Raw genomic sequence first — 13,848 nt, 5'->3', positions numbered from 1 at the left:
CTTGAACAATTCGGGATAGAGCATGGTAAGCCTTTGAATTTGCAGGCGGATTCTAACAGACAAGGTTGACCGGCCCCGGTTTTTCGTGTTGGCCGGCGCAAGGAACCTGATCTGCCCGTTTCCTATAGACAACAGGCCTGCCCGGCCGCAGATACGCCGTGGCCGGGCAATCCCTGGGCGCGTTCTCGATTCGCGCGCTTCGCGGTAGTCCGCGACGAGATGTCACGGCGTGGTAGCCGTTCTCTTTTGTATGGGGCTGGCCGGGCGACGCCCGGCACGACTTCCAGTATAGAAAGCGTGTGGCCAGGCGCAGCCGCTGGTGTGCCACGCAAACGGCACTTTTGGTGCGGCGTGGCCGAAAGGCGTTATACCCTAGACTAAAGACAGTTCCATGTTTGCGCGTTTTCGGAGACCGTCCATGTTGTTTTCTGCCCTCGCTCCGCTCTCGGTGCACGGTCGGCTGTCGCGCCTATCGCGTCGTCTGGCGGCGGGCGTGCTGAGCCGGCATCACTTGCTGATCATCGCGATCGCCATCGTCATCGCCATCATTGCGCTGTTGCTGCCACGCACCGGCCACGCGGCGGCGAATGCGCCGGCGCCGCAACCGGCCGCCGCTGCGCCCGGCAAATGCCCGGCCAGCCTCGACTTTCGCGTCAAGCGCCTGCAGGACGACGCACCACAAGACCTCTGTCAGTACGCCGGGCGCGTGGTGCTGGTGGTCAACACCGCCAGCTATTGCGGCTACACCTATCAATACGAAGGGCTGGAAGCGCTGTACGCCAAATACCGCGACCAGGGCCTGACCGTGCTCGGCTTCCCCTCCAACGACTTCGAGCAGGAGCCCGGCAACCGCAAGGAGATCGCCGACTTCTGCTACAACACCTACGGCGTGAAATTCCCGATGTTCTCGAAGACGGCCGTGGTCGGGCCGCGGGCATCGCCGCTGTATGCATGGCTGGCGACGCAGACGCACCAGCCGCCCAAGTGGAACTTCCACAAATACCTGCTCGACCGCGGCGGCCGCATCGTGGCGGTGTACCCAAGCAAGGTCGAGCCGGGCGATCCGGCACTCATCAAGCGCATCGGCGCGCTGCTGGCCGAGCCCGCGCCGCAATGATTCGCGGACCTGCCGCGCGCTAGGCCGCGCGCATCGTGTCCGGAATCACGCCGTACAGAAACGCCGCCAGCTCATCGCGCCGGGCCATCGCATCGCGCTCGCCCAGGTCGATCAATTCTTGCGTGAACTCAGGCTCGAACAACAGGTAGCTGGCGAACGCCGCGCCACGCGCCTCGGTGCCACCCAGCGGCCGCAACAGCGCGCGCACCGTGCGCGGCAGCCGCTGCACGTGACGCGCCGCGATCAACTCGATGCGCTCCGACGGCGCCATCACCAGCACCTCGATCTTGCGCCAGCCGTCGCGCGCGTCGGCGATCTCGGGGTTGCGGCTGACCATCGCGTTGACGTGCTGCAAGCGCTCGATGTCCGCCGACAAACCGTCGAGGAACACGCTCGCCAGCGCCTGTCCCGCCACCTGCGCCAGCGTCGGATACCCCGAGCCCGGCACCGTGTCGTACCACCCCGGCTGCTGGCGCGCGGCCGCGCCCACCACCAGGATGCGGGTGGCGCCCAGATGGATGGCCGGCGACAGCGGCGACATCTGCCGCATCGTGCCATCGCCGAACCACTCGTCGTTGCCCTCGAGCTGCACCGCCTGCGCCGGGAAGATGAATGGGATGCTCGACGACGCCAGCAGATGCGACACGCCGATCTCGTCGGCCACCGCGATCCGCTGCGAGCGCTTCCACGGCAGCACGATGTGCGGCGACTGGTAGAACGTGACGTGGCGCCCCGTGGTGTAGGACAGCGCCGTCACGGCCAATGCACGCAGGGCACCCGCGTCGAAGGCAGCCTGCAGCTGCTGCGCATCATGCTGGGCCTGTAGCAGCTCGCGCAGCGGCGCGTTGTCGAACAGCGCGCGCGGCGTGTGGCCGGTCATCCAGCCGAAGGCCATGGCGGTCAGCCAGCGCGCGCCGCTGGCGCTCACGCGGCTGACATCGGTGCGATACACACGGTCGGCATGCAGACTGGCCCAGAGCTGTACCAGCGCTTCGGTCGCCTGCACGAAATCCTGCGCGCCGCGCGCCAGCCCGACGCTGTTGATGGCCCCGGCCGAGGTGCCGCAGATCACGTCGAACGGCGTGCCCAGCGTGTCCGGCGAGACCTCGCGCGCCAGGCGCGCAATGCCGCGCAGCACGCCGACCTGGTAGGCGGCGCGCGATCCGCCCCCCATCAGCAATAGCCCGGTCGAATCCATGCGTGCGGGTGGCGATGGCGAAGGTGTCAGGGGGTACCGGAGGCCGGCTTGGCTGCGGTGGACTTGGCGGGCGCCTTCTTTGCGACGGTCTTCGCGGCGGTCTTGGTGGCGGGCTTGCCAGCAGTCTTGGCCGTCTTGCCGGCGGGGGCCTTGGTTGGCTTGGCGGCAGGTTTGGGCGCGGCCTTTGCGGCCGGCTTGCCTGTCGCGCGACGTGCGGCGGCCGGCTTGGCTGCCGGTGCGCCGTTGCCCTCGATGTCCTCGGGCGCGGTATCCAGCCCTTCAGCGCCAGGCGCACCGCCAAAACCGGGGAAGCCGCCCGGGAAGCCCGGCATCAGGTTCTGCGGCATCGGCATGGCCGCCGCCGCTGAGCTGGCGATCTGGTTGAACTGCTGCTGCAGCAGGTTCCACCACGGCGACGGGTCCAGCGCCGCTGCTGCCGCGCGCGCGGCGGCCTGCGCCTGGGCGGCCGCCTGCGCGTGGGCCTCGGCCTCATCGTCGTCGGTGTCTTCGGCCTCGATCTCGGCTTCGTCTTCAGGCGGCGGCGCTTCGGCTTCGGCCGGCTTGGCCGTCGACGTATGCGGCCAGGCCGGTTTGCTCTCAGCCCCTGCCGCAGCCGATTCGCCGGGGCTGGACAGGTTGTCGAACGCCGAGCGCATCGCGTCCGGCGAGAGTGCCGAACCGAAGGTCTGCAGCGCGACCAGCGTGGCGCGCTGCACCTCCAGCCCCTGGATGGCGGTGCGCAGCAGGCTGGCATTCAACTGCAGCCAGCTCTCCACGGCACGCAGGTCGTGGATGCGCTTGTCGAGCTCCTCCAGGTCCATCGGCGGTGCGGCAAAGTTGGCCATGCTGGGCATGCCGCCTGCGGCCATACCGGCCAGACTGCCTCCCCACAGCTTGCGCAGAAAATCGAAACCGCCTTCGGCGAAGTTGGGCATCTGGGTGAACATGGTGTCTCCTACTGGGAAATTGTTTCTGAAGCCGGCGCCCATCAGGCGCCATCAAAGCTGGGCGGCCGTTTCTGCCGCAGGCTGGCGATACCCTCGCGCACGTCCGGCCCGGCAAACCCCATGAATTCGAGCGCGAGCGAGGTATCGAAGGTCGGCCCGGCCATGCGCAGCCAGCTGTTGAGCGCGTACTTGGTCCAGCGGATGGCTGTCTGCGAACCGGCGGCCAGGCGCTCCGCCACCTCGAAGGCGCGGTTGATCAGCTCCCCCTCCGGCACCGCCAGCGAGACCAGCCCGATGCGCTCGGCCTCCTCGCCCGACACCGATTCGCACAGCAGCAGGTAGTACTTGGCGCGGGCCATGCCGCATAGGAGCGGCCAGACGATCGCCGCATGGTCGCCGGCCGCCACGCCCAGGCGGGTATGCCCGTCGACGATGCGTGCGTCGCGGGCGGCAATCGAAATGTCCGCCAGCAGCCCCGCCACCAGCCCGGCGCCCACTGCCGGGCCGTGCATGGCACTGACGATGGGCTTGTCGCAGTTGATGACGTTGTAGACCAAGTCGCGCGCCTCGTGCCAGACGCGGGTGCGCACGTCGAAGTCGTTGGCCATCTGCTCGACCAGATTGAGGTCGCCGCCGGCCGAGAAGCCCTTGCCCTCGCCGCGGATCAGCGCCACGCGCACCGACGGCTCGGCCCCGACGTCGCGCCAGATCTCGGCCAGCTCGCGGTGCAGGCTGGCGTCCGCCGTGGACAGCTTGCGGTTGGCCGATTGCCCGGCGCCCATCACGATCTCGAGGATGGGGCCATGCTGCTTCAGGGTCAGCGCCTGGTAGCGGGCGAAGCGGGGAGCGAGCGAGTTCATAAGGGATCGGGATGTGATTCAAGCATAGCGGATCGGCCCGGGCGCCGGGCGGATACAACCGGCAACGTGTGATGCATCGTCACTTGCCGGTCGTGTCCGCCAGGCGCCATTGGCCGTTGCGGATCTGCGCCATCACGCGGGCGCGCTGGTCCAGGCCGACGTGGTCCTGCCGGCTCATGTTGACGATGCCGGTGGAGGTGGGCAGATCGCGCACGTTCTCCAGCGCGTCACGCAGCGCGGCGCGAAACTCGGGCGTGCCCGGCTTGGCACGCTTGAGCGCCACCGGCACGGCGCGCTGCAGCAGCAAACCGATATCGCCGGTATAGGCGGAAAAGATGGACACCGTGTTCTTGCCGAATTTCGCCTCATAGCGACGGGCGAAGTCGAGCGCCTGCTTCTTGACCGGGTCGCTGTCGGGCAGGAAGTTGGCGACCATCACCGGGCCGGTCGGCACGTAGGCGCCGTCGCAGTCCTTGCCGCACAGCTTGACGAACTCGTTGTTGGAGACGCCGTGGTTGAAGTAGATCTTGCCGGCATAGCCGCGCTCGGCCAGCGCGCGGGCGGGCAGCGCGGCCGGCGTGCCGGAGCCGCCGATCACCACCGCATCCGGCTTGCTCGCCAGCAGGTGCAGCACCTGCGCGGTCACGCTGTTGTCGGTGGGCGAGAAGCGCTCGGTGTCGGTGATGCGGATGTGCTTGAGATCGGCAAAGCGCTGCACTTCGGTCAGGAAGGCCTCGCCCAGCGCGTTGGCAAAGCCGATGTAGGCGATGGTCTTCACGCCGTGCGCGGCGGCATGCTCGGCAATGAGCGAGGCCATGTGCGAATCGGAGTGCGGCGTCTTGAAGATCCAGCGGCGCTGCGCGTCCATCGGCTCGATCAGCCGTGCGGACGAGGCCAGCGAGATGACCGGCGTCTTGCCCTCAGCCGCCACGTCGATCATCGCCAGCGTGTTGGGCGTGGTGGACGAGCCGATGATGAGGTCGACGTTTGACTCACTGATCAGCTTGCGCGTGTTGGTGACGGCGCGGTTGGTGTCGGAGGCGTCGTCGAGCACGATGGTCTCGACTTTCTGGCCGGCGATCTCGGTGGGTAGCAGTTTGATCGCGTTTTTCTCGGGCAACCCTAGCGACGCCTGTGGCCCCGTGGCCGAGACCGTCACGCCGATGCGGATGTCCGCCTGCGCGGCGGAGGACAGCACAACGCTGGCACAGGCCAGCCCCAGTCCAACCAACACTGCTGCACGTCGCTGCATGGGTGTCTCCTCCCGGTGGTTTGGCAGCAGCGTAGCGGTTTTGCGACGGTTTGGCGATGCGGGGCGGCCCGGGTGGTCCGGTTCAGGCTGCCAGCGCAGTGATACCGGCGCGCGGCAAGGCCTCCTCCACCAACGCACGCATCGACTCCAGCACCGCCGCCTGCGGCATGAGGCCGAAATTGTGCAGTGCCATGACGTGATCGACGCCCATGTCGGACAGCCGCGCGAGCTTCTCGGCCACCGCATCGGGCGTGCCGAACAAGGACAGGCCGCTCGCCATCACGTCGTCATACGTTTGCCGGCGCGCATAGAGCCGCGTGGCGACGTAGAGGTCGAACGGTGCTGCAGCGGTCGCCCGCACCGCGGCTTCGGTCGGGCCGACGTGCGTGTGCAGCGCCACCGCCGCCATGCCGCGCGCGTCTTCGATGCCGGCGTCAAGCAGGCCGCGCCGGTAGTCGTCCATCAGTAGGCGAATGTCGTCAAAGCCATCGACCGACGCATACGGCACGAACAGCATGCGCCGCCCCTGCCGGCCGATGTGGTACGCCGCCTCGCGCCGCAGGATCGCCACGTGGATCGGCACGCGGGCCTGCACCGGCAGCACGTTCAGGCGTACGTCACGGATGGTGTGGAACTGGCCTTCGTGCCGCACGCGCTCGCCGGAAAGCAGCCGCTCGACCAGCATCAGCGCCTCGTCGAAGCGCTCGCGCTTGATGGCGGGATCGACGTCGTAGCCCTCGAACTCGTGCTTCAGGTAGCCAGAGCCGACGCCCAGCGACAGCCGCCCGCCCGACAGCGCGTCGACCATCGCGTAGTTCTCGGCCACCGTCAGCGGGTGGTGGAAGGTGAGGATGGAGATGGCGGTACCCAGGCGCAGGCGTTGCGTCTGCGCGGCCAGGTGCGAGAGGAAGACGGCGGGGTTCGGCACCGCGCCATATTCATGGAAGTGGTGCTCGGCCACCCAGAAGGTGTCGTAACCGAGCGCCTCGGCATGGCGGGCCTGGGCGATGACGTCTGCGTAGAGTTGCGGCAGACTGCGGGGCCGGTCCGGATAGTGGTCCTGCACGGAAAAGATCGACAGCTTCATGACGTCTCCTGGTCTTTTCCGACGCGCAAGGCCGCCGCGCCGGTTGTATCTTTTTTCGTAACGCGTATCTTATAAAGCGACACCCAAGAGTTCAAGATGCCCACCGCCGACGATCTTGCTGACACCCTCCCGCCCGACGACGCACCGGCCGAAGACGCCGCGCCCGAACGCACCAGCGCCGGCATCCAGTCCGCCGAGATCGCGCTGACGGTGCTCGCGGCGATGGCGCGCACGGGTGGCGCGCACGCCGTCTCCGAGTTGGGCCGCGCGCTGGGCATGCCGCGCGCCAAGGTGCATCGCTACCTGGTGTCGCTCGAGCGCATGGGCTTTGTCGAGCAGGACCCGGCCTCGGCGCGCTACCGGCTGGGGGCGCAGGCGCTGCTGGTGGGGCTGTCGGCGCTGTCGGACGTGGATTTCGTGCGCGAAGGCAGCCTGATGCTGCCCAAGCTGGCCGAGCGGCTGAACGAGAGCGTGTTCCTCTCGGTGTGGACCAACCGCGGCCCGGTGATCGTGCGCTGGGAAGACGGCGGCCGACCGGTGACGGTGAACGTGCGCGTCGGCTCGGTGATGCCGCTGCTGAACTCGGCCACGGGCCAAGCGTGCGCGGCGTGGATGCCGGAAATCCAGATCGTGCCGCTGATCGACCGCGAGCTGCGCGGCCCCGGCGCGGGCCGAGCAGGGCTGACCGATTGGCTGAACTGCCGCGCGCGCTGGCAGGCGGTGCGGCATGAAGGCGTGGCGCGCATTGCGGGCACGCTGGTGGACGGCATCGATTCGTTGGCGGTACCGGTGCTGGACGCGCAGGGCACGCTAGTGGGTGCCATCACGGCGCTGGGGCTGTCGAGCGTATTCGACTCCAGCCTGGAGGGCGCTGGCGTGCACCTGTTGCGCGACGCAGGGCGGGCACTGTCGCAGCGCCTGGGCTATCACGGCCAGGCGCTGGCGGCAGGAGCGGCCACGCCGGCCAAACGCGGGCGCCGTCCGAAGACCGCACCCGAATCAGCGTAACGCTTAGCTGTGCGTGCCCGGCGCGACGACCTCCTGGTCGATCGCCCCGAAGATCGACACGCCGTTGGCGTCGAACATTTCGATCTTCACCGTGTCGCCATAGCGCATGAACTCGGTGATGGGCGCGCCGGCGTCGATGGTCTCCAGCATGCGCTTCTCGGCAATGCAGGCGACCCCCTTGCTGCGGTCCACGTTGGAGATCGTGCCCGAGCCGACGATGCTGCCCGCGCGCACGTTGCGCGTCTTGCAGATGTGCGCGATCAGCTGGCCAAAGTCGAACACCATGTCGGTGCCGCACTCGGGCTGGCCGACCTTCTTGTTGTTCCAGCGCACCGTCATCGGCAGGTGGACGCGGCGCTCGCGCCACGCGTCGCCCAGCTCGTCGGGCGTGACTGCCACCGGCGAGAACGCCGTGGCCGGCTTGCTCTGGAAGAAGCCGAAGCCCTTGGCCAGCTCCGCCGGAATCAGGTTGCGCAGTGACACATCGTTGGCCAGCACGATCAGGCGGATGCCCTCGGCGGCGGCGGCCGGCTCGGTGCCCATCGGCACATCACCGGTGATGACGGCCACCTCGGCCTCGAAGTCGATGCCGAAGGCCTCGCTGCGGCAGACGATGGGGTCGTGCGCGCCGGCCAGGTCGTCGGAGCCGCCCTGGTACATCAGCGGGTCGGTCCAGAACTCGGGCGGCATCTCGGCGCCGCGCGCGCGGCGCACGAGTTCCACGTGATTGACGTAGGCCGAGCCGTCGGCCCATTGGTAGGCGCGCGGCAGCGGTGCCATGCAGTTGGCGGCATCGAACGCAAACGGGTGGCGTGCGCGGCCGGCGTTGAGCTGATCGCTCAGCTCCTGCAGCTGCGGCGCGTAGAAGGCCCAGTCGTCCAGCACGCGCTGCAGCGTCCCGGCGATGTGCGTGGCGTAATGCGCGGTCTTCAGGTCGCGCGAGACCACGGCCAGTTGGCCGTCGCGCGAGCCATCCTTGAGGGTGGCGAGTTTCATGGTGGTTCGTGTGCAGGAAAAAAGCTGCGCGGATGCTACACCATGCTTCGGCTAAACTGGGCCGGATTGCCCCGACCCACCCGACCATGCCCACGCCGCCCGCCGACGCCGAGCTCGACTTGGACCTCGACCCAGAATCTGCCGGGGATGCGCCCGCGCGCACGGGCATCCAGTCCATCGAAGTGGGCTTTCGCTTGCTCGACGTGCTCGCGCGCACCAGCGGCCCGATGATGCTGCGCGACCTCGCGCGCGCCGCGCCGATGAACCCGGCCAAGGCGCACCGCTACCTGGTCAGCTTCGCGCGCCTGGGGCTGGTGGCGCAGACGCCCGAGGGCCGCTATGACCTCGGCCCCTTTGCTGCCGAAATGGGGCTGGTGAGCCTGAACCGGCAGGACCCGATGCGCCGTGCCCGCCCCGCCGCCGCCGCCCTGCGCGACGAGATCGACCACACCATCGGCCTGGCCGTGTGGGGCAACCAGGGCCCGGCCATCGTGCACTGGGAAGAGGCCAGCCACCCCGTCACCGTCAGCCTGCGCCTGGGCGATGTGATGCCGATGCTGAACTCGGCCACCGGCCGCGTGTTCGGCGCCTACCTGCCGCGCGCGCAGACGCTGCCCTTCATCCAGCGCGAACTTGACCGCTTTGCGGGAGTCGATACCACCACGCCAGCCGATCCCGAGCAACCGCGCACGCTCCAGGCGTATGACGCCCTCTGCACAGAAGTGCGTGCACGTGGCGTCTCGCGCATCCACGGCGGCGTGCTGCCGGGGATCAACGCGATGTCGCTGCCGGTGTTCGACGCCAACGGCCAGCTGTGCCTGGTGCTGATCGCCCTGGGCGCGCAAAGTACCTTCGACACCACCGCGAGCGGCCCGCTGGAGCGCCGCTTGCGACAAGCCGTGCAACAGCTTTCCGCCGATCTTGGATACGTTCCGCCCCTCGCCGCACACGCCTGACCCCCTGCCCGCCGCCGGCAACCCGGCGGCGACAGGACGCTCGACCCGTTGGCGCCGCTGGGGTGTGGTGATCCTGGCCGCGCTGCTGCTGCACGGCATTGCGGTGATGTGGGTCGCGCGCAGCCACCAGATGGCATGGCCGCCCGAACCCGAGCAGATCGTGCCGACGCTGCTGCTGCACCCGGAGCCGGTGCGGGCGCCAACGCCCGCCCAACCGAAGGCAGCGCCCAAACCCGTTGCGGCCAAACCACGCCCGGCGCCACCTTCGCCTGCGCCCGCACCGACCCCGGCAGAGACGCCGACCACGCCCCCCGAAGACGCCGACGTCCCGGTCGGCGCAGCCGCGGCCGCCGCGGCCGACACCGGCATGGTCCGCGACCTGAGCGGCGACAGCAACGCGCCGCCCGCCTCGGAGCCCGACGCACGCTTCGCCGCGCCGCCCTCGGCCACGCTGCACTACGCCACCTACGTCAACGGCGTACGCAACGAGAACGGCGTGATCCGCTGGACCACCGACGGCCGCGCGTACGCGCTGGCGGTGGAGATCCCGCTGCCGCTGTTCTTCGGCTCACTCAGCTTCCGCAGCACGGGCGCCGTCGATGACTACGGCCTCGCCCCGCAGCAATACGAAGAGAAGCGCGGGCGGCGTCAGCCCGACGTCACGACCTTCCATCGCACGGCGGACCCCGTGCCAGCCTCTGGCGTACCGGGCGGTCCGACCATCACATTCACCCGCACACCAACGGTGGTGCCGCTGCCGGACGGCGTGCAGGACCGCTTCAGCGTGTTCCTGCAGCTGACCGGCCTGGCGCGCGGCAACCCCTCGCGGCTGACCAGCCCGGGCGTGACGCTCGACCTCCCCATCGCCGACACCGACAGCGTGGAAGTCGCGCGCGTGCAGCGCGTGGGCGAAGACATGATCGACACGCCGGACGGCCCCATCCGCGCACAGCACTTCGTGCGCCTGCCGCGCCGCGAGGGCGACGCACGCCGCGTCGAGATCTGGCTGGCCGCCGAGCGCGGCTGGCTACCGGTGCGGCTGCGCCAGACCGAGCCCGGCGGCATGCAGTTCGAACTCGATTACCTGTCCCAGGAATGAGCCGCACCAGGAGCCAGCCATGACCGCAGACGCCATCACCGAATCGGGCCACGTCGAGGCCAACGGCATCCGCATCCGCTACCGCATCGACGGCGCGGACGGCCCGTGGGTCATGCTCGCGCATGCGCTGGGCGTGGACCACCAGATGTGGGACAGCCTCGCGCACCGCCTGGCCGCGCGCCACCGCGTGCTGCGCTACGACGCACGCGGCCATGGCGGCACCACCGCCCCGCACGGCGCCTACACGCTGTTCCAGATGGCCGATGATGCGGCCGGCCTGCTCGATGCGCTGGCGCCGCTTGCACCCATTCAGCGGGTGCATTTCGTCGGGCTGTCGATGGGCGGCATGGTGGCGCAGGTGATGGGCGTGCGCTATCCGCAGCGGCTGCTCTCGCTCACGCTGTGCGACACCGTGTGCCATACGCCCATCGCCGCACACGCGATGTGGGACGAGCGCATCGGGCAGGTCGAGGCCCACGGCATGGCCGGCATGGTCGAGCCCACCTTGCAGCGCTGGTTGACCGCGCCGTATCGCGAAGCGCATCCCGAGGTAGTCGAGCGCATCCGCGCCCTGCTGCTCGCCACCGTGCCGCATGGCTATGTCGGCGCCTGCCTTGCCATCAAAGCGCTCGACACGCGCACTGCGCTCGCACGCATTGCCTGCCCGACGCTCGTCACCACCGGCGAAGAGGATGCCGGCGCGCCCGTCGAGGTCGCGCGCGAGATCGCCTCGCGCATTCCGAACGCGCGCTTGAAAGTGATTCCGCATGCCGCGCATCTGGCCCCTGTCGAACAGGAGGAGGCCTTCCTCACCGATCTGGACGAGTTCCTGGGACACGCCGGTTGCGGCAGTCAGTGTGAGACACCCTGACCGGTCGCTCTACCGCCAAAAGCCGGGACCGCCTGTCACATCGCCGCGCGTCCACTGTCCAAACGGTGGACGGGGGCTTGCACCATTCGAAGCATTCACGGAAAGGTCTTGTTACGCCCTCGCTCGGGCCGACACACATTCGAACTCGCGCTCGCGAACTTTGTGGCCGATTATTAAGCCCAAGGAGTAGATGGGGCAGACGGGTCAGTGACGCGGGCCTGATCACCCCTTGAAGTCGGGACCAGGAGCCCCATCTACCCGGTGCAGAAGTTGGCAGTCCCCACAACAGCAACACGAGTTTCCGCCCGGAGGTGCACCATGCAAATGATCTACAACAGCGACAACTACTGCGTTGTCGAGTTCGGTGCAGACGGCCAGCACGCCATGCTTTCCGCGGGCGGCTACGAGATCGTGGACAAGAACCTCAAACGTGAAATCTTCCTCGGCGGCGAGCTTGCCGAGCATTTCCGCGAGGATGTGAAACGGTTGATCGCCAGCGAACCCACGGTCGAAGAAGTCGACGACTTCCTCGGCAAGTTCGATACGGTGATGACGCAGCCGGTGACCATGCACTGACGCGACATCCAGGCGGCGCGCGATGCCGCTCGGCCGGAGTCTCCGGCCAAAGAAAAACGCCCGGGCCTTGCGGCTGCGGGCGTTTTTTCCTTTGCGCGGAAGCGACTATTGAAGCGATAGGCGTTGCCTAACACTGCTCCCAGGGCAGTCCCGCATGTCGCCACCCGTTGAGCGTGTTGCGATGGCGCGTGCCATCGAGATCGCCCTCGAAGCCATGACGCACCACATAGACCTCGCGGAAGCCCGCTTCCTCCAGCGCCTGCGCGGCCGCGGCCGAGCGGTTGCCGCTGCGGCAGATCAGCACGATCGGCCGTTCGATGCCGTGGCCGGACAGCTTGCGCACAGTGGGCACGAACTCCGGATTCACCTCCCAGTGCGGGCCGTCGTTCCACGAGACATGGTGCGCGCCGGCGGGGTGACCGACAAACAGATGCTCCATCTCGCTGCGGCAATCGATGAAGAGCGCGGCGGGCATGCGCTGCAGGAAGGTGTGGGCGTCGGCGGGGTCGAGCAGTTGCATGGCGGCGTCAAAGAAAGGGCTTGATGTCGATTATAGGATCGTGGGACCCCGCAACAGCGGCAAGTCCTTGACGCGACTGGTAAAATTCCGTTTTGGCCGCAAATTTCCACAGCCTGCCCGGCCGATGCCCTCTGGAGTCCCCATGACCGCGCCCCTGCCCTACACCCGTGCCGCCAACCTGCCCGCGCTGCTGCGCGAGCGCATCCTGATCCTGGACGGCGCGATGGGCACCATGATCCAGCGCTACAAGCTCAACGAGGCGCAGTACCGCGGCGAGCGCTTTGCCGACCACCCGATCGACGTGAAGGGCAACAACGAGCTGCTGCTGCTCACGCGCCCGGAGGTCATCCGCGAGATCCACGAGCAGTACCTGGCCGCCGGTGCGGACCTGATCGAAACCAACACCTTCGGCGCCACGACCATCGCGCAGGAAGACTACAAGATGGCCGAGCTGGCCTACGAGATGAACGTGGTGGCGGCGCGCCTGGCGCGCGAGGCCTGCGACAAGTACAGCACGCCCGAGCGCCCGCGCTTCGTGGCCGGCGCCTTCGGCCCGACGCCCAAGACCGCCAGCATCTCGCCCGACGTGAACGACCCGGGCGCGCGCAACGTCAACTTCGACCAACTGCGCGACGCCTACTACGAGCAAGGCAAGGCGCTGCTCGAAGGCGGCGCCGACGTATTCCTGGTCGAGACCATCTTCGACACGCTCAACGCCAAGGCCGCGCTGTTCGCCATCGACGAGCTGTTTGAAGACACCGGTGAGTGCGTGCCCGTGATGATCTCCGGCACCGTCACCGACGCGTCGGGCCGCATCCTCTCGGGCCAGACCGTGGAGGCGTTCTGGAACAGCCTGCGCCACGCCAAGCCGATCACCTTCGGCCTGAACTGCGCGCTGGGCGCCGCGCTGATGCGCCCGTACGTCGCCGAGCTGGCCAAGATCTGCGACACCGCCGTGTCGTGCTACCCGAACGCCGGCCTGCCTAACCCGATGAGCGACACGGGCTTCGACGAAACGCCCGACGTGACCTCCAGCCTGGTCGACGAATTTGCCGCCGCGGGTCTCGTGAACCTGGTGGGCGGCTGCTGCGGCACCACGCCCGAGCACATCCAGGCGATTGCCGAGCGCGTGGCCAAGCGCAAGCCGCGCAGCTGGCCGGGCCAGTACCGCAACGCCGCCTGAGCCCCGCATCGCCCCACATCCGCCGCCCCCTTTTTGCATCAGAAGATCATGACCGACCACCCCATGCGCCTCTCCGGCCTCGAACCGTTCAACATCGGCGAGGACACGCTGTTCGTCAACGTTGGCGAGCGCACCAACGTCACCGGGTCCAAGGCGTTCGCGCGCATGATCCTGAACA

Annotated in this window: 14 protein-coding genes; 7 read left to right on the top strand and 7 right to left on the bottom strand. The window is 68.3% G+C overall.

The annotated features are described in order from the left end of the window. Positions 1-418: 418 nt before the first annotated feature. A complete protein-coding gene (locus tag QZ609_RS17380; protein ID WP_295497426.1) occupies positions 419-1,117 on the top strand; it encodes a glutathione peroxidase in 699 nt (232 codons plus the stop codon). Positions 1,118-1,136: 19 nt separating this feature from the next. On the opposite strand, the gene QZ609_RS17375 is transcribed toward QZ609_RS17380, so the two are convergent. The 5 genes from QZ609_RS17375 to QZ609_RS17355 form a co-directional block, all read right to left on the bottom strand. Further along, on the bottom strand, positions 1,137-2,315 hold the full coding sequence (locus tag QZ609_RS17375) for a patatin-like phospholipase family protein (RefSeq protein WP_295497424.1): 1,179 nt from the start codon (positions 2,313-2,315) through the stop codon (positions 1,137-1,139). A 26-nt stretch (positions 2,316-2,341) separates the two neighbouring features. After that, the gene (locus tag QZ609_RS17370; RefSeq protein ID WP_295497422.1) at positions 2,342-3,262 is read right to left on the bottom strand and encodes a PhaM family polyhydroxyalkanoate granule multifunctional regulatory protein; all 921 of its coding nucleotides are present in this window, start codon (positions 3,260-3,262) and stop codon (positions 2,342-2,344) included. Positions 3,263-3,303: 41 nt separating this feature from the next. Continuing rightward, a complete protein-coding gene (locus QZ609_RS17365) occupies positions 3,304-4,122 on the bottom strand; it encodes an enoyl-CoA hydratase/isomerase family protein (RefSeq protein WP_295497420.1) in 819 nt (272 codons plus the stop codon). Positions 4,123-4,201: 79 nt separating this feature from the next. Continuing rightward, on the bottom strand, positions 4,202-5,374 hold the full coding sequence (locus QZ609_RS17360; protein ID WP_295497418.1) for an ABC transporter substrate-binding protein: 1,173 nt from the start codon (positions 5,372-5,374) through the stop codon (positions 4,202-4,204). A gap of 82 nt (positions 5,375-5,456) precedes the next feature. Beyond that, complete coding sequence (locus QZ609_RS17355) at positions 5,457-6,461, bottom strand: LLM class flavin-dependent oxidoreductase (RefSeq protein ID WP_295497416.1); 1,005 nt, start codon at positions 6,459-6,461, stop codon at positions 5,457-5,459. Between the two features lie 96 nt (positions 6,462-6,557). Here QZ609_RS17355 and QZ609_RS17350 point away from each other — a divergent pair, with 96 nt between their 5' ends. Then, complete coding sequence (locus tag QZ609_RS17350; RefSeq protein WP_295497414.1) at positions 6,558-7,469, top strand: IclR family transcriptional regulator; 912 nt, start codon at positions 6,558-6,560, stop codon at positions 7,467-7,469. Between the two features lie 3 nt (positions 7,470-7,472). Here QZ609_RS17350 and QZ609_RS17345 read toward each other — a convergent pair whose 3' ends face one another. Further along, positions 7,473-8,465 carry a fumarylacetoacetate hydrolase family protein gene (locus tag QZ609_RS17345; protein WP_295497412.1) on the bottom strand — a complete coding sequence of 331 codons (993 nt, stop codon included), beginning with the start codon at positions 8,463-8,465 and terminating at the stop codon, positions 7,473-7,475. A gap of 86 nt (positions 8,466-8,551) precedes the next feature. Between QZ609_RS17345 and QZ609_RS17340 the strand changes: the two genes are divergently transcribed. The 4 genes from QZ609_RS17340 to QZ609_RS17325 all read left to right on the top strand — a co-directional run bounded on the left by QZ609_RS17340 (position 8,552) and on the right by QZ609_RS17325 (position 11,967). Then, positions 8,552-9,421 (top strand): IclR family transcriptional regulator, encoded by an 870-nt coding sequence (locus tag QZ609_RS17340; protein ID WP_295497410.1) that lies wholly within the window; start codon positions 8,552-8,554, stop codon positions 9,419-9,421. Between the two features lie 64 nt (positions 9,422-9,485). Continuing rightward, positions 9,486-10,520, top strand: coding sequence for a DUF3108 domain-containing protein (locus QZ609_RS17335; protein WP_295497428.1), 1,035 nt, complete (start codon positions 9,486-9,488; stop codon positions 10,518-10,520). Positions 10,521-10,539: 19 nt separating this feature from the next. Continuing rightward, positions 10,540-11,391 (top strand): alpha/beta fold hydrolase, encoded by an 852-nt coding sequence (locus tag QZ609_RS17330; RefSeq protein ID WP_295497409.1) that lies wholly within the window; start codon positions 10,540-10,542, stop codon positions 11,389-11,391. Positions 11,392-11,709: 318 nt separating this feature from the next. Then, positions 11,710-11,967, top strand: a complete 258-nt coding sequence (locus tag QZ609_RS17325) for a DUF3567 domain-containing protein (protein WP_295497407.1) — start codon at positions 11,710-11,712, stop codon at positions 11,965-11,967. A 127-nt stretch (positions 11,968-12,094) separates the two neighbouring features. Here the strand turns inward: QZ609_RS17325 and QZ609_RS17320 are convergent, their stop codons facing one another. Then, positions 12,095-12,487, bottom strand: coding sequence for a rhodanese-like domain-containing protein (locus QZ609_RS17320; RefSeq protein ID WP_295497405.1), 393 nt, complete (start codon positions 12,485-12,487; stop codon positions 12,095-12,097). A gap of 142 nt (positions 12,488-12,629) precedes the next feature. On the opposite strand from QZ609_RS17320, the gene QZ609_RS17315 reads away from it, so the two are divergent. Beyond that, on the top strand, positions 12,630-13,670 hold the full coding sequence (locus QZ609_RS17315; RefSeq protein WP_295497403.1) for a homocysteine S-methyltransferase family protein: 1,041 nt from the start codon (positions 12,630-12,632) through the stop codon (positions 13,668-13,670). Positions 13,671-13,848: the final 178 nt, after the last annotated feature.

Origin of the sequence: uncultured Ralstonia sp., from assembly GCA_913056305.1 — a bacterium.
In the GTDB taxonomy this organism is placed as follows: domain Bacteria; phylum Pseudomonadota; class Gammaproteobacteria; order Burkholderiales; family Burkholderiaceae; genus Ralstonia.
Note: the sequence above shows the minus strand (reverse complement) of the source record. Positions and strands in the feature narration are given on the sequence as shown.